Origin of the sequence: Peribacillus loiseleuriae (assembly GCF_001183985.1) — a bacterium.
Classification (GTDB): domain Bacteria; phylum Bacillota; class Bacilli; order Bacillales; family DSM-1321; genus Peribacillus; species Peribacillus loiseleuriae.
Window position 1 is genome coordinate 1789976 of record NZ_LFZW01000001.1, and the last position, 23177, is coordinate 1813152.

39 protein-coding genes are annotated in these 23177 nt (G+C 34.8%); 35 read left to right on the forward strand and 4 right to left on the reverse strand.

Annotation, left to right across the window (positions count from 1 at the left end; genetic code table 11):
- Window positions 1–34: 34 nt before the first annotated feature.
- From AC625_RS08235 to AC625_RS25055, 3 genes are all read right to left on the reverse strand, one after another.
- Window positions 35–1192 carry a site-specific integrase gene (locus AC625_RS08235; protein WP_049680867.1) on the reverse strand — a complete coding sequence of 386 codons (1158 nt, stop codon included), beginning with the start codon at window positions 1190–1192 and terminating at the stop codon, window positions 35–37.
- Between the two features lie 36 nt (window positions 1193–1228).
- A complete protein-coding gene (locus AC625_RS08240; RefSeq protein WP_049680868.1) occupies window positions 1229–1735 on the reverse strand; it encodes an ImmA/IrrE family metallo-endopeptidase in 507 nt (168 codons plus the stop codon).
- Between the two features lie 79 nt (window positions 1736–1814).
- Complete coding sequence (locus tag AC625_RS25055; RefSeq protein WP_053178030.1) at window positions 1815–2228, reverse strand: helix-turn-helix domain-containing protein; 414 nt, start codon at window positions 2226–2228, stop codon at window positions 1815–1817.
- Window positions 2229–2386: 158 nt separating this feature from the next.
- On the opposite strand from AC625_RS25055, the gene AC625_RS08250 reads away from it, so the two are divergent.
- From AC625_RS08250 to AC625_RS08305, 14 genes are all read left to right on the forward strand, one after another.
- Complete coding sequence (locus AC625_RS08250) at window positions 2387–2632, forward strand: helix-turn-helix transcriptional regulator (protein ID WP_049680869.1); 246 nt, start codon at window positions 2387–2389, stop codon at window positions 2630–2632.
- Between the two features lie 196 nt (window positions 2633–2828).
- Window positions 2829–3098, forward strand: coding sequence for a hypothetical protein (locus AC625_RS08255; RefSeq protein ID WP_049680870.1), 270 nt, complete (start codon window positions 2829–2831; stop codon window positions 3096–3098).
- 29 nt (window positions 3099–3127) lie between these two features.
- The gene (locus tag AC625_RS08260; protein WP_049680871.1) at window positions 3128–3355 is read left to right on the forward strand and encodes an ORF6C domain-containing protein; all 228 of its coding nucleotides are present in this window, start codon (window positions 3128–3130) and stop codon (window positions 3353–3355) included.
- A gap of 92 nt (window positions 3356–3447) precedes the next feature.
- Window positions 3448–3717 (forward strand): helix-turn-helix domain-containing protein, encoded by a 270-nt coding sequence (locus tag AC625_RS08265; RefSeq protein WP_180320073.1) that lies wholly within the window; start codon window positions 3448–3450, stop codon window positions 3715–3717.
- Window positions 3708–3980 carry a hypothetical protein gene (locus tag AC625_RS08270; RefSeq protein WP_049680872.1) on the forward strand — a complete coding sequence of 91 codons (273 nt, stop codon included), beginning with the start codon at window positions 3708–3710 and terminating at the stop codon, window positions 3978–3980. Before AC625_RS08265 ends, AC625_RS08270 begins: the two co-directional genes overlap by 10 nt.
- Before the next feature lie 23 nt (window positions 3981–4003).
- Window positions 4004–4159 carry a hypothetical protein gene (locus tag AC625_RS26515; RefSeq protein WP_156187447.1) on the forward strand — a complete coding sequence of 52 codons (156 nt, stop codon included), beginning with the start codon at window positions 4004–4006 and terminating at the stop codon, window positions 4157–4159.
- A gap of 21 nt (window positions 4160–4180) precedes the next feature.
- Window positions 4181–4354 (forward strand): hypothetical protein, encoded by a 174-nt coding sequence (locus AC625_RS27230; RefSeq protein WP_180320074.1) that lies wholly within the window; start codon window positions 4181–4183, stop codon window positions 4352–4354.
- A gap of 18 nt (window positions 4355–4372) precedes the next feature.
- A complete protein-coding gene (locus AC625_RS08275; RefSeq protein WP_049680873.1) occupies window positions 4373–5215 on the forward strand; it encodes a DUF4373 domain-containing protein in 843 nt (280 codons plus the stop codon).
- Between the two features lie 2 nt (window positions 5216–5217).
- A complete protein-coding gene (locus AC625_RS08280) occupies window positions 5218–5574 on the forward strand; it encodes a replicative helicase loader/inhibitor (protein ID WP_049680874.1) in 357 nt (118 codons plus the stop codon).
- Between the two features lie 2 nt (window positions 5575–5576).
- Window positions 5577–6890 carry a replicative DNA helicase gene (gene dnaB / locus AC625_RS08285; protein WP_049680875.1) on the forward strand — a complete coding sequence of 438 codons (1314 nt, stop codon included), beginning with the start codon at window positions 5577–5579 and terminating at the stop codon, window positions 6888–6890.
- Window positions 6887–7111: a hypothetical protein gene (locus AC625_RS08290; protein ID WP_049680876.1), complete on the forward strand. Its 225-nt coding sequence runs from the start codon at window positions 6887–6889 to the stop codon at window positions 7109–7111. Before dnaB ends, AC625_RS08290 begins: the two co-directional genes overlap by 4 nt.
- A complete protein-coding gene (locus AC625_RS08295; RefSeq protein WP_049680877.1) occupies window positions 7104–7316 on the forward strand; it encodes a hypothetical protein in 213 nt (70 codons plus the stop codon). The genes AC625_RS08290 and AC625_RS08295 overlap by 8 nt, the downstream gene beginning before the upstream one ends.
- A gap of 92 nt (window positions 7317–7408) precedes the next feature.
- Window positions 7409–7804, forward strand: a complete 396-nt coding sequence (locus AC625_RS08300) for a hypothetical protein (RefSeq protein WP_049680878.1) — start codon at window positions 7409–7411, stop codon at window positions 7802–7804.
- On the forward strand, window positions 7782–8321 hold the full coding sequence (locus AC625_RS08305) for a dUTP diphosphatase (RefSeq protein ID WP_049680879.1): 540 nt from the start codon (window positions 7782–7784) through the stop codon (window positions 8319–8321). Before AC625_RS08300 ends, AC625_RS08305 begins: the two co-directional genes overlap by 23 nt.
- An 83-nt stretch (window positions 8322–8404) precedes the next feature.
- Here the strand turns inward: AC625_RS08305 and AC625_RS08310 are convergent, their stop codons facing one another.
- The gene (locus AC625_RS08310; RefSeq protein WP_049680880.1) at window positions 8405–8938 is read right to left on the reverse strand and encodes a GNAT family N-acetyltransferase; all 534 of its coding nucleotides are present in this window, start codon (window positions 8936–8938) and stop codon (window positions 8405–8407) included.
- Between the two features lie 171 nt (window positions 8939–9109).
- Between AC625_RS08310 and AC625_RS28135 the strand changes: the two genes are divergently transcribed.
- From AC625_RS28135 to AC625_RS08405, 21 genes are all read left to right on the forward strand, one after another.
- Window positions 9110–9244 (forward strand): hypothetical protein, encoded by a 135-nt coding sequence (locus AC625_RS28135; protein WP_281177218.1) that lies wholly within the window; start codon window positions 9110–9112, stop codon window positions 9242–9244.
- The gene (locus AC625_RS26520) at window positions 9219–9386 is read left to right on the forward strand and encodes a hypothetical protein (RefSeq protein WP_180320075.1); all 168 of its coding nucleotides are present in this window, start codon (window positions 9219–9221) and stop codon (window positions 9384–9386) included. Before AC625_RS28135 ends, AC625_RS26520 begins: the two co-directional genes overlap by 26 nt.
- 35 nt (window positions 9387–9421) lie before the next feature.
- Window positions 9422–9559, forward strand: a complete 138-nt coding sequence (locus tag AC625_RS27235) for a hypothetical protein (protein ID WP_180320076.1) — start codon at window positions 9422–9424, stop codon at window positions 9557–9559.
- A gap of 74 nt (window positions 9560–9633) precedes the next feature.
- Window positions 9634–9810, forward strand: a complete 177-nt coding sequence (locus AC625_RS25545; protein ID WP_082190985.1) for a DUF3954 domain-containing protein — start codon at window positions 9634–9636, stop codon at window positions 9808–9810.
- Between the two features lie 85 nt (window positions 9811–9895).
- Window positions 9896–10081 carry a hypothetical protein gene (locus AC625_RS08315; protein WP_049680881.1) on the forward strand — a complete coding sequence of 62 codons (186 nt, stop codon included), beginning with the start codon at window positions 9896–9898 and terminating at the stop codon, window positions 10079–10081.
- A gap of 24 nt (window positions 10082–10105) precedes the next feature.
- Complete coding sequence (locus tag AC625_RS08320; RefSeq protein ID WP_049680882.1) at window positions 10106–10537, forward strand: ArpU family phage packaging/lysis transcriptional regulator; 432 nt, start codon at window positions 10106–10108, stop codon at window positions 10535–10537.
- 6 nt (window positions 10538–10543) lie between these two features.
- Window positions 10544–11098 (forward strand): tyrosine-type recombinase/integrase, encoded by a 555-nt coding sequence (locus AC625_RS08325; protein WP_049680883.1) that lies wholly within the window; start codon window positions 10544–10546, stop codon window positions 11096–11098.
- A 492-nt stretch (window positions 11099–11590) separates the two neighbouring features.
- Entirely contained in the window at window positions 11591–12505 is a 915-nt protein-coding gene (locus tag AC625_RS08330) for a Kiwa anti-phage protein KwaB-like domain-containing protein (protein ID WP_049680884.1), read from the forward strand.
- An 829-nt stretch (window positions 12506–13334) separates the two neighbouring features.
- Window positions 13335–14696: an AAA family ATPase gene (locus AC625_RS08340; protein ID WP_049680886.1), complete on the forward strand. Its 1362-nt coding sequence runs from the start codon at window positions 13335–13337 to the stop codon at window positions 14694–14696.
- A 4-nt stretch (window positions 14697–14700) separates the two neighbouring features.
- A complete protein-coding gene (locus AC625_RS08345) occupies window positions 14701–15228 on the forward strand; it encodes a hypothetical protein (protein WP_049680887.1) in 528 nt (175 codons plus the stop codon).
- A 127-nt stretch (window positions 15229–15355) separates the two neighbouring features.
- On the forward strand, window positions 15356–15592 hold the full coding sequence (locus AC625_RS08350) for a hypothetical protein (protein WP_049680888.1): 237 nt from the start codon (window positions 15356–15358) through the stop codon (window positions 15590–15592).
- A gap of 23 nt (window positions 15593–15615) precedes the next feature.
- Window positions 15616–15915: a hypothetical protein gene (locus AC625_RS08355; protein WP_049680889.1), complete on the forward strand. Its 300-nt coding sequence runs from the start codon at window positions 15616–15618 to the stop codon at window positions 15913–15915.
- An 81-nt stretch (window positions 15916–15996) separates the two neighbouring features.
- Window positions 15997–16218, forward strand: coding sequence for a hypothetical protein (locus AC625_RS08360; protein ID WP_049680890.1), 222 nt, complete (start codon window positions 15997–15999; stop codon window positions 16216–16218).
- A gap of 121 nt (window positions 16219–16339) precedes the next feature.
- On the forward strand, window positions 16340–16807 hold the full coding sequence (locus AC625_RS08365; protein ID WP_049680891.1) for a DUF3219 family protein: 468 nt from the start codon (window positions 16340–16342) through the stop codon (window positions 16805–16807).
- Window positions 16808–16907: 100 nt separating this feature from the next.
- Window positions 16908–17858 (forward strand): hypothetical protein, encoded by a 951-nt coding sequence (locus tag AC625_RS08370; protein ID WP_049680892.1) that lies wholly within the window; start codon window positions 16908–16910, stop codon window positions 17856–17858.
- A 139-nt stretch (window positions 17859–17997) separates the two neighbouring features.
- A complete protein-coding gene (locus tag AC625_RS08375; RefSeq protein WP_049680893.1) occupies window positions 17998–18504 on the forward strand; it encodes a GNAT family N-acetyltransferase in 507 nt (168 codons plus the stop codon).
- Between the two features lie 415 nt (window positions 18505–18919).
- Complete coding sequence (locus AC625_RS08385; RefSeq protein ID WP_049680895.1) at window positions 18920–19255, forward strand: HNH endonuclease; 336 nt, start codon at window positions 18920–18922, stop codon at window positions 19253–19255.
- A gap of 106 nt (window positions 19256–19361) precedes the next feature.
- A complete protein-coding gene (locus AC625_RS08390; protein WP_049680896.1) occupies window positions 19362–19664 on the forward strand; it encodes a P27 family phage terminase small subunit in 303 nt (100 codons plus the stop codon).
- Window positions 19661–21295 (forward strand): terminase TerL endonuclease subunit, encoded by a 1635-nt coding sequence (locus AC625_RS08395; RefSeq protein WP_049680897.1) that lies wholly within the window; start codon window positions 19661–19663, stop codon window positions 21293–21295. The genes AC625_RS08390 and AC625_RS08395 overlap by 4 nt, the downstream gene beginning before the upstream one ends.
- Window positions 21296–21359: 64 nt before the next feature.
- Window positions 21360–22448, forward strand: a complete 1089-nt coding sequence (locus tag AC625_RS08400; protein ID WP_049683641.1) for a phage portal protein — start codon at window positions 21360–21362, stop codon at window positions 22446–22448.
- The gene (locus AC625_RS08405; protein WP_049680898.1) at window positions 22445–23170 is read left to right on the forward strand and encodes a head maturation protease, ClpP-related; all 726 of its coding nucleotides are present in this window, start codon (window positions 22445–22447) and stop codon (window positions 23168–23170) included. Before AC625_RS08400 ends, AC625_RS08405 begins: the two co-directional genes overlap by 4 nt.
- The last annotated feature ends 7 nt before the right edge of the window (window positions 23171–23177 follow it).

Below are 23177 nucleotides of genomic sequence, written 5' to 3' on the forward strand. Positions count from 1 at the left end.
AACGCCCGATAAATGCCCGATTTTTTTTAAAAAATTATTCGAGGACATTTTTCATATATTCCTCAAATTTGTTCATTCTATCTTTCTCAATTGTTTTACTGATATGTGAATAGACATCTGCTGTGATCTGCATACTTCCGTGACCTAAGCGTTCTTGTAGATATTTCATATCTGTGCCTGCTTCCAATTGTAAAACTGCGTGTGTGTGTCTTAAAGAGTGAATAGGAAGAGAGGATAACCCACACTTTTTTAAAATCCTAGAAAATGAATTAAATAAACTTGATTTTGGCATGTAATTTCCATCGTCTCTGCAAAGCACTAAATTTAAGTCAAAATGATAATTTTCATTTAATATCGTCTTATTTTGGTTCTGATATTTTTGATGGAATCGAAGATCGTTAGCAAGTGCCTGGCTAATTGTGATGACGCGTTTTGAATGATAGGTCTTTACGTTTCCAAACATTTCATCTGGATTTTTAGAAGCTTCTTTGAAATCTAAAGATTTATTAATATTGATTGTCTGTTCTTTCAAATCGACATCCATCCACTGTAAGGCAGCTGCTTCACCTTTTCTCATTCCGGTTTCAATTAAGAGTTTGTAAAACATCCAATAAATGTACCCATATTCATAGGATGCTTTTAAAAAATCAGAAATGTGTTCTGATTCGATAAACTGTAATTCTTGCTCTTTTTTTTCACCTTTTATTTCTACTCCAACACAAGGATTTTTTTCGATTTTCCCTAACGTTTTAGCCTTTTCAAACGAGTTGAACATGGTACCGTGGACAATTTCAACTGTTCGCTTACTATACTCAAGCTTTGTAAGATGGTTGATAAATTTTTGATACATTAAAGGCTTAACATCTTTTAATAAGATATTTTTAAAATAGGGAATAATGTGATTTTTGACGTTACGCTCGTGTATTTCAAACGTGTTTTTAGCCACAGTTCCTTTTTTATATTCTAATAGCCATGTTTCTAACCATATTTTCAATGATTCATCCGTTATTTCAAGACCTTCACGAATTCTTCTTTCTTCATTTTCTGCTGCTAACTTTGCTTCCGTTTTCCCTAGAAAACCTCTTTTGGATTTTTCTCTAGTTTTTCGCGTGATTGGATCTTGATAATAGATTCGATATTCCCAAAAATCCTTATTCGAACCTTTCTTTTTATACTTATGAAACGTCGCCATTATTTCATCTCCTCTCAAAGAATGGATACTCCTCATTCATACCTTATATGTATAAGTGGTTTCGGCTATTCTATTCATACGGCGGTTTTGAATTTGTTCAAGTCGTTTAAAGCACAGGTCATCCGTTACTTTAAACAAATGGACCATTTGATCAATAACATAAGGATCATCCACATCAATGAATTGCAACATGTGATGTGGAATAGCTGCATAGAGGACAAAATGCTGAGCATCCCATTCTTGCAGCTCACGGAACGCATGCGGCATCATGCTTTGAACACCTGTATGCCGCAATATATGGCACAATTCGTGAAAGAACATCTCGCGTTGCATTTCTTTTGTAGTCCTATTGTCAACAGTAATACCTATATAGTTTCCATTGACTTGAAAATAGGAAGGTAACGGTTTTCGGTGGATAAAAATTCGATAATACCTTGCTATGTATTCCTCGCTAATTTGTCTAGGGTGTCTAATTCTTAGTGCAGTATAAAAATGTGTAACCCAATCTTCCAGAACTGTTGTAGGATAATTCGACAGGTTCAATCTTATCACCTCTAAAACCATTATACGAATATATGTTCCTTTTTACAATAAAAAGAAAATGCCCAAATTATAGGCATATTTATTTTCCCTCTTCATTCCGTTCCTTCGCCTTCTGAGCAACCCATTCAAAATGTCGTCTAATCTCGTCCAGATCCTCAGCGCTTAAATTCTTCCACTTCTCGACATCAAAGAATCCCAATTGCTCGATACCAAATTCTTTAATCATCGCATTAATTTCTTTTAAAGAATCTAATTCGTCATCTGTAGAAGGGGGAGAGAAGTCTTTATCGATACCAGTAATTAAATAATCTGTAGTAATACCATATAGTTTTGATATCTTAGCAAGCATATCTTTATCAGGTGTTCTGATTCCATATTCCCAATTGGCGTATGTAGAGACAGTTTTCATACCTAATCTTCTTGCGACCTCAGTCTTTGTCCATCCCTTTTTTTCTCTTAAGTTTTCAAGTATTTTTGGAGTTAAATTACTCATATTCCACACCTTAATTGAGTTTTATATAAATCTTATCATTTTTTACACGCATTAGATAAAAAGTTACACAAAAAGAATAAGAAATAGTTGACTTACACTTAAAGGGTAACTTATAATACAAATAAGAGTTACACATATTGAGTAATAGAGGTGATTAAATGACCCTTCATAAATTAAGAAATATTCGTTTATCTCAAGGTAGATCTCAAACATTTATGGCAAAAAAACTTGGCTATAAATCTGTTAGTGGGTATGCAAATATTGAGATGGGTAGAACAAAACCAAGTTTGATTATGGCTAAAAATATTTCTGAAATACTACAGGTTGATGTGAATGAGCTTTTTTTTGAACAAAAGTTACACGTAAAGAGTAACCTTTGGTTGGGTTCAGCTGGCAAACAGTGATACAGAAGGAGGAAATGCTTATGAGCGATCACGCGTATTACAGCACCTTCTACGACCTTTTATCAAAATTGTATAGTAGCACATTATCTTGAATCTGATCGCAACTATGAACGTCAGGATGCGGTCAGTGATTTATTAGAAATTATCCATCTGATGGAGTGTAACAAAAATATCTTGCAGAAAGAAGGGAAAGCAAATGCTTAATATTCAAATTGATGAACAAATGGTCGAGAAAACGTTTCTTACAGAGTTGAAAAAGCGCCTTGATCAACTTCAGAATAAGCAAACCTTTTGGGACATGAAAGAGCTTTGCCGACAAACAAACATGAGCGAGAACAGCATTAAGGAAAAATTCTTTTTTGATACACGTTTTCCAAAATATAAAATTGGTGGGAAGTGGTACTTCCCAACTGCAGAAGCTGAATCGTTTTTGCTTATGTGGATTAAAGAACAGCCAACCCATTAACAAATGAACCAACTCTAGGGAGGTTATGTATGAGCATGATGTTAAGCAAGGGTGAACAAACTCGTTTACGGATAGGTGTATCACGCCGAGTATTCCAATTTACGAAGGACAAGAAAGAAGCTGCCAGGCTTTTCGAAAACTTGTTTCACGATATTAAAGAACATTTCGGCGTTACAAGCTATAAAGAAGTAGATCGACGATACCTTTTATCTGCTATTAGATTCATAGAAAACTGGGTGCCGAAGAAAGCTTCTTAACTATAATACTAGCAAGTTTTACCAAGTAATAGTATTCCAGATGAAATGTGATTATTCCAATTTGGAATAATTGAGAAAGAGTGGTGATACATATGAGCTTAAATTTCGGGTTAGTGTTGCAGGCTTGTAGGAAAAAGGCTGGTTTCTCTCAAGAAGAAATGGGGCATCAATTGAATCTTTCGCAATCTGCTGTTTCTAAAATGGAGACAGAACGAAAGGTGCCAGATATGCCAACCTTCATGGAATGGGTACGGGTTACTAATGCGCAAGAAGTGGCAGTCGCATTCCTATATGGAATGGACGGAATCACAATGATTCACCAGTTATTACCGTTGATAGGAGGATTAGTTTTATGGTTTTAACAAGAATGAGTTTTTTGCCAGAGGATAATAAGTCGGCAGTTATGGAATATCGTTGCATTAATACTTGCTATAGCCGTATCGAAGAGTCTGTTTTTAAAGGGGATTTTGAAGAAGCAAAACGTACTACACGTGACCTTCTTAATTCGATTCGTGAAATTGAAAGACTACATGAAAGAAAAAAGAAGCTTGATCGTAAGGCTGAACTTGTTCGCATAATGGCAGCAAGAGGGATACATATAGAATTGGTGGTTAGGACTTCATGATTTCTTAAGGAAGGAGTGGTTTTATGAAAATCACGGCTGAAGAATGGCTACGCCTGTCAGGGGTGACAAAGCAATTCTTATTAAAAAAGATCACAAAAAAAAGCAGTGAGCTGCAACTCACCACTCTTAAAAACTTATTAAATATTAGATGGTCTAATTATAGCATATTTCTCTGCTGAAGAAAAGGAGCTAGATTCTGAATGTTAGGTGATCAAAGTCCTCGTCATGTTGTGTTTCCTAAGCGTTTAGGGGAGCGAGCTGATGACGAGGAACATCTAAACAGACTCGTTGTTGAATACATTATGGTCCGTTATCCAGATTACAGGGTTATCAACATAAAAGATGGATTTGCTATCTGTAATAAAAATTATTAGCAAGGAGGCGAGTTGGTAATGGCCAGACCAAAAAAAGAGGGTATGGATTATTTCCCTCACGATACTGATGCGGTAAACGATGAAAAAATTGAAGCTTTACGTTTCTTGTATGGAAACGATGGATACGCCTTCTATTTCATCCTGCTTGAACGGATTTATCGAGCAAAAGAATTTGAGTTAGATGTTTCTGACGCAGAAACTATTCAGATACTTTGCAGAAAAATTGGTGTAAACGAGGAAAAATTTCATCAGATTTTAGAAACATCTTTGAAGCGAAGTTGTTTTGATAGAGTCGCTTATGAAGAAAAACGTGTTCTTACATCTACTGGAATTAAAAATCGAGCATCTATTGTTGTTGAGAAACGAGTGATGATGCGTGACAAATATCAAAAATCCAAAGATGTTTCTGACGCAGAAACTAGTGAAGAAACCAAGGTAGAAACGTCACAAAGTAAAGTAAAGAAAAGAAAAGAAAAGGAAAGGAATAAAAACAATATACCCGAACAAATTAAAAATTTGCGTCTCAGGTATTCCGAAACTCAATTAAAGGTCATTGATGATTATCTTGAAATAATTCGCCATACAAGAGTCAGTGCTAAGATTTCTGAATCTGTCATTTTGAAGATGTACCAAGATTGGGACAAGTACCCAACAATCTGTGTAGAGTACGGTCTAAAGACCCATACCGACAATCCAGCTTTTCACTCAAAAAAAGAGAATTATACAATCGGGATTATTAGAAATACCACTGCTGACGAAGCTGCCGAGAAAATGAAACCTGCATCGCCACAACGCCGAACAGGTACAGGCTTTAATAAAAACGTCGTTAACTTTACCGCGCTTGTCGGAAACGGAGGTTGAACATGGACAGAAAGCAGATTGCTATTTTACTAAACACAATCCAAGCGAGTTATCCCGGAAAATTTCAAGTTGAAGATCCAGTCGGACTTTTAAATTCTTGGGAACGAGTTCTACGAAAACATGATTGTGAAAATGTAATGAAAAATTTCGAGCGTCACTTAGAAACCAATGTCTTTGCTCCCACTCTTGCTGACTTGGTTAAAGTAAGGCCACTAGATCGATTGGGCGGAATTCCAAATGCCAACGAAACACTAGAGTATCTGAGTTTGCTAGATCGGCCCGAAGAACTCACTGAAAGTCAGCTGGTGTCCATCGAACAATCAAAAGCAGAAATTCGCAGAATACTAGGGAGGGCTTAGTTTTGGAAGATATCATACTTTATGGCATTGAGGCAGAGCAATCTTTACTAGGAACCTTGCTGATAGAACCTGATCTAATCAAAGATATTAAAACCAAGCCGGAACATTTATCTCCAGGGAAGAATCATAACCTTCTGGCAACCCTACTCGACATGGATAGTAAGGGGCAACCGGTTGATCTACTCTCCATCACGGAGCGAGTCGGCAGAAATAATATTGGTCGCATTGGTGGTAGAAGTTATCTGAGTGAATTAATGACTTCTGTTGCATCCACTGCAAACTTTGCTCATCATGAAAAAATCATTTATGACTACTATCAACGAAGAGAAGCAATCGCAATCGCTAATCGCATTAAAGAAAAAGCGATAGCAGAAGAACCTGCAGTTGCTATACATAACGGTCTTAACGAATTAATGGGACTGGATGATAGCTCAGGTGATGATGACGATGGTTCCATCATGAATGATTTAGTTGAAGTCTACGATGATTTAGAAAATCCAACAGGTGAAATTACTGGCATACCTACTGGGTTTACCGAATTAGACAGAATGACAACCGGCTTACAAAAACAAGACTTAATTATTATTGCTGCTCGTCCATCAGTAGGGAAAACAGCATTTGCACTTAATATCGCTGAAGGAGTTTCATCAAAGAACGAGTATGCAACCGGAATTTTTTCGCTAGAAATGAGGCGGAAATTACTTTTGAAAAGGATGCTTTCAAGTAGTGGAAATATCAATACCCAAAACATAAGAACAGCCCGACTAGCCGAAAAAGATTGGGGGAAGCTGACAAACGCTATGGGTAGTGTGAGCAACCTGAACCTTCGTATCTTCGATAAACCAGGTGTCACAATCAATGAGATTTGGTCTAAAGTCAGAAAAATGAAGCGTGATTATCAAGGTAAAGACATTCTGATCATCATTGATTATCTGCAACTAATAACCGGATCACCTAAGCACAAAGGAAATCGCACACAAGAAATAAGTGAAATTAGTAGGATGCTTAAACACATGGCTCGTGAATTAGACGTTTGCGTAATTGCACTTAGTCAGCTTTCAAGGGCAGTGGAAATGAGACAAGATAAACGTCCGATGATGTCTGATATTCGTGAATCTGGTCAAATCGAACAAGATGCAGATGTAATCGGTTTTCTATACCGTGATGATTATTATGACAAAGAATCAGAAAACAAAAATATCATCGAAATCATTATAGGCAAGCAACGAAACGGCCCTACTGGAACGGTGAATTTAGCTTTCGTCAAAGAATATGGTAAATTCGTCAATCTCGAACGAAGGTTTGAAGAGGCATGAAGATAAAAGAGCTCTACTCAGACGCAGTGAAATACAATTATCATTCACTTATTCTCATGATTGAATTTCTAATCTACGAAAAGAAAACCGTGAATATCGATGATGACGTATCAGCGCTTGATCTTTATTTCAAGCCTAACAATCACGCTAGGATGAATCATTTGATTTGTGAATATGACAGGCAAATAAATGATTCTGTAGAGGTACATGCATATGGATAAATTTCAGGAAATCAAAGAATATTGGAGCTCGTTTTTTTCTCCATACTGGCCCATACTAACGACCCAAAATGAACTGAAAGATATTGAGTGGCTTATTCAAGAAGTTGAACGCCTCCGCGCTATTGAACAAGCTTATGAAGAGCTGAAAATGACGGATACGTTAAAAAGGAACGCTAAAAGACTGCCTGGAGAAACATCTTTGTAAAAGATGGATTATTAGAATACTGAAGGGAGTTTCGATTATGGAATACCTAACAGAAGGAGATTTCGCAGTAGCTAAAGCAAATGGGGTTCCCTATGGAGCTGCTTACAATCGGTATTACAGTTTGGACTGGTCGAAAGAAAAAGGCAATAACTGCCCCTATGGAAGATAAACATGCATGGAGTAAATGGCGTAAAAAAGCCTTAAAGAATGGAATTAGTTATTTTACTTACAGGTCTCGTATAAAGGCTGGTTTTTCACCTAAAGAAGCCGCAACGACTCCTTTAGGTGAAATCGGAAACAGACAGCATCACCCTTTTACGAAAGAAGAACTAGCCGAAGCAAAAGGAAGAGGAATTGCTTCAGGTACAGTTATAGCTAGGTGGCGTAATGGATGGGGTAAAGAAAAGCGCTTACTTTCCCCACACAAATTAAATTTAGAAGAAAATCATAAAGGGGTTGGAAATGATGAATCTAGCAAAATTGTTTGAAATACAAATGGTATTAGATGCTCATATTGAAAGTAAGCATCCGAGACAAGAAGGCGAGGATAGAATTTCTAAAAAGATTCTAGCGTTACTAGTGGAAGTAGGGGAATGTGCTAATGAAGCTAGGTTCTTCAAATTCTGGAGCAATGATCAAAAGCCAAAGACTAAAGCTTTAAGGATGCCAACAATGATGGAGGAGGATAAAGAATACTATAATCCGACTCTTGAAGAATTTGTGGACGGATTACACTTTGTCTTAGGGTTAGGGATTGAAATTGAATTCGTATCATACAGCACATTAGGTTATTCTCCTGAAGCTGATGATTTAACAGATATGTTTACTCTTGTTTATGAAATGATATCTCGCTTTAAAAGATATCAATCTGTGTTCCATTACGGTATTTTGTTTGATTGCTATATGACGTTAGGGAAAATGCTTGGATTCACCTGGGAGCAAATCGAAGTTGCTTATTACGAAAAGAATCAAATCAATCATTTACGTCAGGCCAACGGATATTGAACAGTGGACACAAACTGTGAATTATTTATCAAGCACACTACAAAAAAAGCCTCTATTTTTTAAAAAATAGAGACTGAAAATGGTTAATCTGTTTTAAGTTTTGAGTAAATATTAAGATCAATAAATCTATCTTTAGATTTCTGGCTTTTTCTAAGTGTACCTTCAAATGTAAAGCCTAGTTTTTGTAGTACTCTAATTGAATTAAGGTTTTCAGGTTCAACTTTAGCCTCAATTCTAATGAAATTTAAATGTTCAAATGCGTATTCTAACAGACAAGAAACGGCTTCAGTTCCGTAACCTAGACCCCAAAAAGTGCTATCAAGGTCATAGCCGATTTCTGCCTTAATGTTTTCATAATCAAGTGTATTAAATCCGCATGAGCCAATGATTTGATTCGTTTTTGCTTCAATGATCGTATAGCGCATAGCCTTGTTTTGAGCAGAAAGTTCATTTAGAAAATCAATCATTTCTTTCGCTTGATTTTCATCTGAAAAGTTCTCGATGTTCATAAATTTTGTAACGTCTGGGTTTGACCAAATATTAAATAAACAGGGGGAATCGGCTTCCGTCATTTTTCTTAAATACAATCTTTCTGTACGTAATAAATCGGTTATCAATATCTTAACCTCCAATTTTAAATTTTATTAGTGGATTTAAGTATTGATATCTGCGCATAATTCAGTCCCTTCGAATACTGTGATTTTTCAATTGTAACTTAGTTCAAAGATTTTTTAAATGATTAATTTAGTCAACAGTACGAATATACGGAGAGAGAAGGAGTAATATAAATGGCTAAACATATTGAATGTCGTTTTTGCGATATGGGTTTTCCAGCTAATTTTGAAGATGATACAGTTTGTGGAGGATGCGGTGCAGAGTGGGAGGCAGCGAAAATTCTTGTTGAAGATGAAGGAGATATATGAACAGCACAAAGAAGGCGAAAATTTTAAAAATGTTTCAAATATTTCGGGAAAACCTCTAACAATTAAACATCCTGCGGATTTGGTTGGGAGCAATAAAATAATGCAAGAATTGGTTAGAAAAAAATCTAAATATTTTAAATGATTTTAACACAGTTCGAATAGAAGGAGGTTTAATTGATGAGCCAAAACGAACGTGAATTTTATATCGAATGGCTTGCAATGAAAGGGGATTATGATAAAACCTTTTATGCCAGGATGAAAGATTCAGAGCTTGAATTTTATTACAAGGAAATGTTGGAAGAAAATTATGTGTAATTCGCTGAACATTAAATAAAGACTGAGATTTCTCCCAGTCCACCCAACTACATTTTACCACGGGAGGGATCTCAATGAAAGAAGCTGCCAGGCTTTTCGAAATTGATTTGAATAAAAACGCGACTTATATCGTTAAAGATGGAAAAATGCATGAAATCGAGAGCCCTGAAACTGGATTTGGAAAGCAAATTATTAATTGGCAGGGCAATAAGCCTTGCAACGCTAAATTAGAAACAGACATTAGATTTTAATACGCTTATCGGAAAAACCGAGGGCACTGAGTAAGCTAACGCTTATTTGGTGTCCTTTTTATTTTGTTTATTAGGAGAGATGGGGATGGATCCAGTAGCAAAAGAAAAGCTGAAGCAATGGAAAAAAGATCATCAATTAATGAAAGTAGCAGCTAAAAAGCCAAAGGAAAAGAAAACAGAACAGCTGAGCAAACGTGAATGGGAAGACATCATGGGGAAGAATCGACCTACGTACAAGCGTCAAACTGGATCTTTTAGACAAAGAGGATAAAACAATATAAGGGGTGGCAGAGTAATGATCAAATTACCGAAGATTGATGATAAAGCAACCAAAAAAGCAGTCGAAAAGGCACTTTACCGATATAGGGATTATCTTGTCACATTACCCATGTTTTTAATGCCTAAAGTGACACCATCATATTCACTAGTACCACCATCAAACACAAATGCTTTCCATAGTAGCACAGAAGATGCTGCCATTGAACGCATTCAATATATAGAAGAAAGAGATTCATATTTAGAAAACATTCATGGAGCCGTAAATACATTGAAGGATATTGAGCGCGAAATCATTATCAAGAAATACCTCCAGCATGATGCAAGTTACGATCCACTCATTTGGGCAGAATTAGGTGTCGGACGTTCTAAATTTTATGTGATTAAGAGTGAAGCGATGTTACGTTTAGCTTTTGCTTTGAAAATAGAAGTCTATAAAAATAAGGGGTGACGACTGATGAATACCGTTCAGCCGATTCGAGATAAGGAAATTATTCAAGAAATTAAGGAGTTTTTAAAAACTAGAAATGAGCGTAATTATGTTTTATTTTTACTTGGTATAAATACAGGGTTGCGGATATCGGATATCTTAAAGCTTAGAGTTATAGATGTACAAGGGAGGAAAATTTATTTGAAAGAAAATAAAACCGGAAAAGAAAAGGAAGTAGAAATGCCACCTGATTTAAAGAAAGTTATTCGTAAATATATAGAGGGTAAAAATAAAAATGATTACCTTTTCCCAAGTCGGCAAAAAGATAAACGAGGGAAGCCAAAGTCAATATCACGAGGGATGGCTTACGTGATTTTACAAGAAATCGCTGATGAATTTGGTTTGGAACGAATCGGATGCCATTCGCTTAGAAAAACATACGGATACCATTTTTATAGCCAAACGAAAGATGTGGCTGCTTTGCAGGATATGCTTAATCACAGTGATCCAGATATAACGAAACGGTATATAGGAATTAACCAAGATAAGCTAGATAAATATCAAACAAACTTTAAAATATGACGGATTTATTCTTTTTTTACTATTTTGAGTTAGTCATAAAAATCAAGTTGTTCAACTGGTTTTTAAAAAGGGTCTGAGGGTGCATTACAGCAACATTTTGATTGGGATGACGAGTTATACTCTTTATGTCTTGAAGATAACTCAGAGGGCTAAAAAAAGGCAAATTTGAAGCGAAAAAGGACTAAAGAGAATATCGATTCATAAAACAAAACCACAAAAAGCGCCGTGGACTTTTCGCGGACAATTTTCGGACAATCCACGGACAACTTTTTTATTTTGGCATGTTATATTCATAGCATGGAAGTTTACTTCTAAATCTAATGTGGTTTTATTAGATGGTAATCATTTCTGTCACCCTTATATACGGAATTTGTAAGCCTCTAATTATTAGAGGGTCTTTTTGTATAGGTGCATTGTCGTGATTTGTCGAACGATAGTGATTGTCCAGGTATTTCCTTTCATCAATAATTATTGGTGGAGGGAGGTATAAAAATGAATGTAACAGATTTAGTAAACATACTTAACGGATTAGATGATCAAGATTTAGATATGAGGTTGTATTTCACAAGAAAAAAACCTAACGGTAAATATCAATCTTATTCACCAACAATAGATCCAGATCTACAAAAAGAAATAAAGGATATTGTAAAATTGGCTGTAGAAAAAGTACAAAATGTCGAACAGCGTCCATTTAGTCCAATTGGTACAATAGAAGGATGCATAGAAACCTACGCTCCAAACGAAGTGACAAGTTTTAATGATATACTTGAAAGCATGAGTGAAGACTTTGTAAGTCGTAAAGAAATTCCACCTGAAGAAATTAGTAAATTAACTTTTTATTGTCTAAAAATATACACTGAAGAAGGAGATATCTTATTCTTTAGAAGGGTTACCAAGTTTAATCGGTTAAAAGGCGGTTTTTTTGGGAAATTTACTAATGGAGATTTTATGAAATTAGATGGCACTTTGCTCGGGATAGACCCAAATGTAGACATTGTTATTCTTGGTGAAGAAATGTTGATTTTAAATCACATTTCATTAGAAAGAATATTCTCTATCCAAGATCAATACCATGAAAAAGCAAGTCAAACACTTGACCTTGTGAGAAGAACAAACCGAATTACAAATTATGAACAATTTCGGGAAGATTGTTTGTCAGATGGAAGAGTTACAAGAGCCTTAACTAAATTGCTCAATGAAGAAGATAGTATGCACCAAGTATTTGAAAATTTTGAAAATGTTATTCAAGTTATTGATATATTTGGATTAAATATAGAAATAGCAGAAGAAAATACAAAATTAGTCTACGAAGACAAATCTCAGCTGTTAGATATTACAAGACTTATGAGGGATTCTTTTTATAGGTCATGGATTAATAACCGAGATGGATTTGATGAAGGAGTTTAAGAAGAAAGAAGGGTGATTTTCGATGATTTCAGTCCTATTTAGAATAGGTTTATATGTATCATCGTTTTTTCCTCTATACGTCTTACTCATCATTGATAATTATGAATATTACAGTACTTGGAGGGAATTTAAAAATATATTGTTGTATGAAAATTTTCTTCCTTCTACATTTAGTTATGTACTTTTGATTTTAATTATTCTTTCATTTATTTCACTTTATATTATTATGAAAATAAGGTTAAATGAAAAGCATAAATTTATTGGAGTATGTAAAACCGAAGATAATTTATTGAGTTATGTTGTTACATACTTAGTTCCGATATTGTCTATAGATATAACAAAAGCTAATAGTCTATTAGTGAACCTAGGTTTGTTCTCGTTATTAGGATTTATATATGTGAAAAATAGTTTAGTTTATTTAAATCCACTTTTTTTGTTTTTTAGATATAATGTTTTTCTGACAGAAAATAATGAGGTCTTAATATCAGATTTAGATATATATGAACTGAAAAATTTAGAAGGAGAAAGAATAAGGACAAGGGTACTTAGTTATAAAATATATTTAGTGAGAAAGAAAGATTCTTTACCAACAAACCATTAAGCATCCTTTCGAGGGTGCTTTTTATATTGGGGGAAGTAAAGGAATCATAACGTTTTTATTATCATTAATTCTAATGAGAATTATGTAATAAGTAGTAGATTTATGTTATATATTGGTATATGATATTCTTCGATAAGAAGATTGGTAATTGTCTACTTTTTAAGTTGTTATTACGCTGCAAATTAGGTTCCATTATTATTTACCTAGTTGCAAAATGGAGAGGGATATATGAGTAAAAAAAATAAGAAGAAATTATTATCTAAAAGAAGAACTGCAAGAGAAAATGAGGGAATCACCGAAATTACTGTTAGTGGGTATAAATCAATTAGAGAAAGTAAATCTATTAAAATAAAACCTCTTACGCTACTTGCTGGTACCAATAGTTCTGGTAAATCTAGCTTTATACAACCTTTACTAATGATGAAACAAACGTTGGAGGAAGGTTTTGATCCTGGTCCACTACTTTTGAATGGGGCACATGTTAGATTTACTTCCGCAGACCAACTATTACATACAAATTTTAATGGAAAGAAGGAGGAACAATTTCAGGTTGGATTTGAAATAAATAATGAGGATCGTTGTGACGTTACTTATCGTAAAGTCTCAAATGGATTTACAATTGATAAAACATATTACAAGGTAACGGAGTTAGATGAAAATTATAAGAAGCAAGAAACCGAAATAACACTACATAAAGACGAGATGAGAAAAGATATAAAATCTATTATTCCACCTTACCTTTCAGATCTTATGAAAAAAATGGATGGAGGTTTACAAGCTTCAGTAGTGAGAAATAGATGTTTTTTAAAGGCGAATATACATTTAGGTAATGATAAAAACCTTGTTTTTACTGAATTTCCATCCCAAACTTTTGACAGAGCTATAAGGAACATTTTACACTTACCAGGACTAAGAGGGAATCCTGAAAGAACATATCCTACTACTGCTGTAGATTCTGATTTTGAAAATACATACCTACCTGGTAATTTTGAAAAATATGTTGCGAGCTTAATAAATAAATGGCAAACGAATGATGAGATTAAATTAAGTGAGTTAGGAAATTATTTAAGTTTATTAGGACTGACTGACAAGGTGAGAACAACGAGAATTGATGACACGCAAGTATCAATAAACGTAGGAAGAGGGGTTAAAGATTCGTTAAATGACCTAGTTAATATAGCTGATGTAGGTTTAGGGGTATCACAAACATTACCTGTATTAGTTGCTTTGGTTTACGCTAGACCGGGTCAAATGGTATATATAGAACAACCTGAGATACATTTACATCCTAGGGCACAATATATGTTTGCTTCTATATTAAGTAAGATTATTTCTAAAGGTGTAAAGGTGGTTATGGAAACCCACAGTTCCTTAATTATCAAAGGAATTCAAACTGCTGTAGCTAAAAATGAAATTAATAATAAAGATGCTGCGCTTCATTGGTTTAGTAGAAATAAAGATTTTGGAGAAACAGAAATTATCAGTTCGAATCTGGATAGTAATGGGGCGTTTGGTGATTGGCCGATCGATTTTGATGAAGTCGAACTGATGGCTGAAATAAATTATCTAGATGCAGCAGAGGAAGATTAATAATATGGGCGAAAAAGTAATGATAATTGACGCATGTGTTGCTTCTTCTGCATCAGCTAAAGATAAACCTATATCAACAATGTGTAGAAAATTGCTTTTAGAAGTTCTAGATAGCGAGCACAAATTAGGTTTTACAAAGCAGTTAGAAGAAGAGTGGAGTAACCATAGATCGCTATTAGCGATGAAAGTTTTAGCTTCAATGAAAAGTAGAAAACGAGTATTATTTATTCATGATAGTGAAGGAGTATTCGAGATTAGAGATAGAATGAAAGATCTTCCTGATAAACAAAGAATTGAAGCAATTACCAAAGATCTTCATTTAATAGAAGCAGCTTTGCTTACAGATAAAATAATTATTTCAAGCGATAAAAGGGCTAGAAATCATTTTAGTAGTATTGTTCATATAATTGAAGAATTAAAAGAACTAACCTGGATTAATCCGGTGAATATTGAAGAAAACGTTATTGGTTGGATAAATAGTGGAGCTCCTCAGGAAGAGAAGAGACGATTGAAAAGTTCTATTCCAACTTAATTATAATAAATACATACATAGCGTTTCAAACTAATAGCAATCACATTTTTAATATAATATATAATCTTTTAAGAGTCATCTCAAATACGAGATGGCTTTTTATTTTGGAGAAAGAAGGGTGAGGATCATGATTACTTTACCAGATAAGTTTTTCGTGGAAAGTACTGATAGCGAGGAAATCTTATTGGTTACAAAGGAACGCAGCTTCTGGTGGGTTCAATTTGATTATACCCACGAAGATTATGATTCTTGTTATGATACTTCAGGTACAATGTCTGAGGAATCATTACTTCAAAGAATCCAGTCCGATGAATATAGGATCATACCTGATGATGAGGGATGGATTGAATTGGATGATTTATAAAAGAGAGAAAGAAGGTGAGGTCAATGAAAGCAAACTGTAATGAATGCACCAAAGAGTTTCCTATCAACTTAAAAAAGAAGAAGCATGGTAAAGGTGTAGTCGAAACATATTTCGTTTGTCCGCATTGTTCTACACGATTTAGTGCTGCATTTACAAATGATCGAGCTAGGAAATGTCAAAAGCAAATACAAAAGCTTTGGGCTGAAATAAGAGGTTGTGGAATTCCACAATTGGCAGAGCATAAGAAAGAGAAAATCGACAAGTTAACTGAGGAAAACAAAAAGATTATGAGTGAGTTGAAGGCACAGTACGCATCTACTTGATGGGTGCTTTTTAATTTACAAAATCTTAACAAGGACTATTTACCTATCTGTAGAATTCTTCCTGTGAAGGGAGGAATTCTTATGATTATCCAATTTTATCGTAAAGAGAAAATGATTCACGAGACGAAAATGAAAATGTTAAAAGGTGTTGACTCGCCGGACGAAAGCTATCTACTACCTAAAATCGGAACAACAGTTGAAGTTAAAGGCAAGATGTATACGGTCGATAAAAGCAATTTTGAAATTGAAGAACAACGCCGTGGAGACAATTTTGAGGTTATAGCGAAAATCTATGTAAAATGAATTGGAGCATCCTTTCGAGGGTGCTTTTTATTTTAGATATATTGTCACATTTTGACGAACGATAGGGATTGTCCATTTAGTTCCTTTTGCTCATAATTGAGGGTGAAGGGAGTGTATCATAATGAAAGTAGTTTTAAATGATGTAGAAATCCAAGGAAGAGTTGAAGACCTAAGTAGTGAAGATAAGAAAGTTGTTAGAATGGAATTTCAAACTTCAGGAAGTAATGAATATCATCTTTTTTCTGAATTAATAGGTAGTAATTCTTTGAATGTTTCTATAGAGGACTTAGGAATGGCTTATAAAGCTAAGGTTCAGAATTATAGTAGGTCTTATCAAGATAAATTAGCAGATGATACTTTAGCTAATTTCTCTCTTGAACTTCATGAGCAAGATGAAGAAGGAAATGAATGGAACACTCAAATTGGAACTTCGATAGCTACAATGCAAAACTGGGTTAGAACACGAGCTATATCAGAAATCTTGATAGAAAAAGGTTACTTTACCGCAGAAGAATATAATAATAAAATTGATGAAGTAACCGAAAGAGATCAAGATAAAATGTTGAATTTTATCAATACAGGAAAATAATAATTTGTAAAATGCATCCTACATGGGTGCTCTTTATTTTGGAGAAAGAAGGATATTGTTTCCTTTTATCGAAAGTTAAACAAGGAAGGAGTGTATAAACTTGAAAATCACAATCGATTCGTTCGAAGAATTACCAGTAGAATTAAGTGAACAGATGAAAATAGAATTTGAGAAATTGATTATTACCGATTTAGGAATCGGTCTGGAACTAAACCCGTTAGAGGAAATAATAATTCCAAAAGATTTCGGAGACAGCGTTACATTTTTTCAAAAGAAGCATGGATTGCCTGTAGGGTATACTAATAACGAGATGGGCATGGCAGCAGGTAAAACTATTAGTTATATAGAAAACGGAGAATTAAAGATTGTTATTTTTATTCAAAACGGATTATTTTTTTATCTGTTTGACGAGGATAGAAAAAAATCACAATTAGCTATTAATCTTATTCATCACGAACTATGTCATGTACATGATGAATTTAATAAAAGCAAGATGAAAAAGATAAATGATGAAATTGAGGAAGAATTAAATAAGAATGCTCTGTTAAGAATTTTATATGCCCATTCAGGGATAATTTGGGATGAGTATATTGCACCAAGGTTATCAGCAAGAACTTATTTAATAAATGAAGAATCAGACTTTTTTACAGAATACTTATTGGACTTGATAAGCGACTCGGAAAAGAAAATTATTGAAGAGATAAAACAATACAGGAGTCATGATGATATAAATGAACTATTTAATAGGGTACAGGAATTAACTAATCCTGTAATGAAAATTGGCGCGACGGTATTCGGGTTAATACATGGTCTGTCTTTACAAAATACTGAAATAATGACGGTGATAAATGAGCATATAGATAAGACATTTCTTAGTTATGTATGGGATGATTTGGGCCATACATTATCTTATATGTTTGATCAATATCCAAATTGGGAGTCCTCAAGAATATTTGATGAACTAAATAACATAGTAATGAAAGTATGGAATGAATTAGGGATTTATCCAGAACTATATAAAGAAGACCAATTATACATTGATGTACGTTAAGCATCCCTTTAAGGGTGCTTTTTATTTGGAGAAAGAAGGGAGTTATGAGGAGGAAATAGTTAATTTTAATCATAGAAGGAAACGTGATTTCCATGCCGAAATTAATAAATAATTGATATGAATGGTGGTATGATTTTACATGGAAAGATTCACGATTGAAGATTTATTAGGTATAAAAAAGCGTAAAGTTACAAGCGATGAGCCTGAAAACAGTATTAAACTTGTGGGGTTACAAGAATTTGAAAGATCAAAAGAAAACAATTATGAGATTGTCTATACTAAGAGAAATGAACCTGTATTATTAGTTAAACCTAAAGTCTTTGATAGCTTAGCAACATTTCGGTTATTTACCTATACATTCGGACATATAGAGTGTTTTAGAATTCATTTTCATAGATTTTGTGATGAAATTGAAATCATAGATGTTGTTGTCATTGGCGAAGAGTTTCATAATAAAGGATATGGAACAGTATTAATTCAGGAAGTAATTAAATATGCGGAAAATGTTGGTTCCAAAAGAATTTACGGAAGTATTGTGAATGACTCTCTCGAGCAACATCAAAGACAAATATCATTCTATAGCAAGAATGGATTTACTTTATATGACGACAATTATAAATTTGAAATGTTGTTTGAAAAAAATTAAAGATATTAAATATTAGCATTCCATTAAGGAGTGCTTTTTATTATGTAGAAAGAAGGTGAGGATCATGCAGCCATGTCGGTGTACTAATTGCCAGCAGATGTTCGCAATTGATTTGAAAGAAAAGGACCATGGTAAAGGAATAACCGAAACATTCTTTTCCTGTTCATTTTGTAACCATCGATACTTAGTTACGGTAACTAACCGAACCATACGGAATCGTATAAGCAAGTTCTCTAATGAGTGGGCAAAGATGAGTAAGCTAAGGAACGGCAAGGAATGGGATAAAGACGTGTGGATGAAGAAGTATGAGAAGCTGCAGACATATAAGCCAGTGACTAATGAAATGATCCATAAGCTAAAGGCACAGTAAGCATCTACTTGATGGGTGCTTATTCTATTGGGAGGAATCGTTACCTTGGCAGAGTATAAAACAATGGAACAGAAGAAGAAGTTCTATAGGTCGGGTGGATGGGAGCAGCTAAGACTCGAGGCTCTAAAGAGAGATAACTATGAGTGCCAAGAGTGCAAGCGACAAGGGATGGTACACGTTGACTCACTTAAGGTAGATGGGCAACGCAAGAGTATTGAGTTGAATGTGCATCACAAGTATGAGATAGAACATCATCCGAAGCTTGCGTTGGTATTAGATAACCTTGAAACACTTTGTCTTAGTTGTCATAACAAAATGCATCCTGAAAAAGGTTTTGGTAAGAAAGGAAAGCAGACGAAGTGGAATGACGAGATGTGGTAAGGCCCCCCGGTCGAATATTTTGGAATTTTTTAAAACTCAGGGGACCGGAGAGGGGGCTCGATTTTCCAGATTCAACATCATTTTTTCACGTTAGGGGGGTGGGTAGGTGGCTGTAAGCATAAAAGACCTTAAGGATCAGCTTATGGGAAAGATTGATACAACTGATTTAGTCCAGGTCGAGAAAGTCGAACGTTATATAAATCTGGTCAAATCGTTTAGAAAGATCAATACAATTATCAACAAAGAAGGGGAGTCTGTTACAACAAAAAATGGATCGCAGTCTTTTACCAAGGCCCACCCTCTGATAGGTGAGCGAAATAAAATTAATGCATCTTTATTGAGTATCGAAAAGACATTTGAGTTCGGTGATATTAAGGAGACCAAGCGCAGCGCTAGTGACCTCATATGATTTCGAATAGACATGTTGACGAATATATAAAGCTGTATGAAACAGGTAAGATAAAACTCAATAAAGAACGCATTATGCTAATTGAATATTTACAAGAACACGTGTTAATACGTGATGATATATATTTTGATGATGAAATGATCGAAAACTTTATTAAATTTGCTGAGAAGTGGTATTTTCCTTTACAACCATTTCAGAAATTCATTGCAGCATTTGTTTTTCTTTTTTATGAAGAGGATGACTCTGTATTCTACGAACAGTTTCTAATTATGATGGCTCGTGGTGGTGGGAAGAATGGTTTTATATCTGCCTTAAGCCATTTTTTTATAAGTCCTTTGCATGGGATACAGCGCTATAATATTTCGATTGTGGCCAACAACGAGAAACAAGCGAAAGTTTCTTTTAGAGAAATTTATGAGACGATTGAATCCCACGATCTATTGGAAGATATGTTTTATCGGACAAAGGTTGAAATACATGGAAACGATACAAAAAGCGTATTGCAATATCACACATCAAACGCAGGTTCTAAAGATGGTCTTCGTGATGGATGTGTAATTTATGATGAGATTCATCGTTATGAAAATTTTGATGTCGTTAACGTATTCTCTAGCGGACTTGGAAAAGTACCGAATGCTAGGGAATTTTTTATTGGGACAGATGGTTATGTTCGTGAAGGCTTTTTAGACAAAATGAAAGAACGAGCTATGAATATTCTTGAAGGTAAGGATTTAGATGATCCTCTTTTTCCTTTTATCTGCAAGATTGATGATCCTAAAGAGGTTGATGATACTGAGCAATGGGAAAAAGCCAATCCAATGTTTTCAAACCCTATGAGCACTTATGCTCGAGGATTGTTTAAGAAGGTTCTCACGCAGTTCAAGCAATTAGCTAATAACCCATCTAATCGTGAAGAATTTATGACTAAGCGTATGAATCTTCCTGAAATAGACTTAGCAAAAGCAGTTGCAAGTTGGGATGACATTATGGCCACAAATAGAACATTCCCAGATTTGTCACATCGCACATGTGTAGGCGGTTTGGATTTCGCCAGTATAAAGGATTTTGCGGCAGTTGGTCTGTTATTTAAAGTTGGCGAAGATTATGTTTGGAAATCCCATTCATTTGTCCGAAAAGGGTTTTTAGACACGGTTAAGTTAAAGGTGCCAATTAAGAAATGGGAGGAAGATGGATTCCTCTCAATTGTGGACGAACCAGTAATTGATATTCGTCATATCGTCAATTGGTTTGTTGAAATGCGGGAAATTTACGGGCTTACAACGATTGTTGCGGATACCTTTAGATTAGACCTGGTGAAAACTGCATTGGAAGCGGAAGGATTTACTTTGCTTTATATCCGTAATCCTAAAGCTATTCATTCTTTATTAGCCCCAAGGGTAGAAACGATGTTCGCAAAACATAATCTCATCTTTGATGATAATCCTTTGATGCGATGGTACACGAACAACGTCTACGTCCACATCAAAAAAGACGGCAACAAGGAATACCTCAAGAAAGATGAATTCCGTCGCAAAACCGATGGATTTCAGGCATTTATTCACGCCTTGTGGCAAGCGGATAATATTCTTGAAGAGGATGTGGACTTTTTCTTAGGTGACATAGATTTTTAGAAAAGGAGGTGAGATATTGGGATTCTTAGATCTCGTAAAAAGCCGAAACAAAGAACTAGAATTTATGCTCGATTTTGATTTAATCGAAGGTACTTCTGAAAAAATACACATGAAAAAGCTTGCTATTCAAATTTGTGTGGACATGATCGCACGTACTATTAGTCAGTCTGATTTTCGCATGAAGAATGGAAAGGAAATCATTAAGGACGAATTGTATTATCGGTTAAATGTTAGGCCAAACTTGAACCAAACAGCATCAACTTTTTGGCAAGAGCTTGTTCATAAGTTGATAAAAGAAAACGAGGTCCTGGTCATAAAATCAGACACAGATGACTTGCTGATTGCGGATTCGTTTACTCATACAGAATATGCGGTTTTTGAAGATAGTTTTAGTGATGTCACCATAAAAAATTACACTTTTAATCATACATTCAAAATGAGTGATGTTTTTTATTTACAATACACCAATGAAAAACTAACGACTTTGCTAGATGGATTATACACGGATTATGGTGAGCTTTTCGGTAGAATTGTAGAATTCCAGAAACGTAAAAATCAAATACGCGGCGTTGTCGATATTGAAACTGTTCAAGACAAAAGTGAAGCTGCGCAAGCTAAACTACAAAACTATATAAACAAGATTTATAAGGCATTTTCCGAAAAATCCGTTGCAATTGTTCCTCAGCAGAAGGGGTTCAAGCTTGATGAAAAATCAAATACTAATGCCCATCCTGTGGACGAAGTAAACAAGGTCACAGACGGTTTTCTGTATCAGGTTGCAAATGCACTTGGTATTCCCATAGCGCTTTTAAAAGGTGAAATGGCAGATGTAGAAAAGCAAACAAGGAATTATATGATTTTCTGTATTGATCCACTGCTTAAAAAAATTAAAGATGAGTGCGATGCTAAATTCATTGATAAGTCCGTCTACCTGAAAGGTAAAAGGATGGATATTCGACGTATTTCTTACAGTAATATTTTTGACGTTGCAACAGCAGTGGACAAGTTGAGGTCAAGTGGAATATTTAATGGGAATGAATTACGTGAAAAATTAGGTGAAGAAAGGGCTGATGATCCAATGCTCGATAAGTTTGTAATCACTAAAAACTATCAAGAAAGCTCAGAAGCGCTTAAAGGAGGTGAGAAAGAGTGAAGCATAAGATTAAAGGCGATTTTACAAGTTGGAATTCAAGTATTTATGAATTTAATTATAAAATGCGAAATGTAAAAGAAGATGAGGACATCGAATTGCATATCAATTCATACGGCGGTGATGTGTTTTTAGGCATCGACTTATGTAATACATTACGTGAACATAAAGGACACGTGACCGTAGTAATTCCGGGGATTGCAGCAAGTGCCGCATCTATCGGATGTATGGGCGCCGATACTATTAAAGCATATTCGAATTCTCAAGTGATGGTTCATAACGCTTGGACAATTGTTGCTGGTAATGCGAAACAGTTACGTAAATCAGCTGATGATTTAGATAGCATTGGTGAGTCTGTTTTAGCATCATACAAACATCGTGTCGATGAAAAAACGATGGCTAAATTACTAGAAGATGAAACTTACCTTTCTGCAACTAAAGCGAAAGAATTAGGTTTAATCGATGAGATCATTGATGCAGAACCAGAAGAGGTTGAATCTGAATTATTCCAGAATAAAGCGAAGGAATTTAATAATAAAATTTCCGTATCGCTAGAACCAAAGAAACCAATAGTTGCAACTGCAAGCATTGATGAAAACACACTTAAACAAATGTTTGCCGACTTTAAAATTGAAATCAAAAACGAATTAAAGCCAAAAGAGATTGATCCTAAATCTGTTGAACCTAAACAGAACTTGGGCAGTCTCTTTTTAAATTTAAAATAAGAAGGAG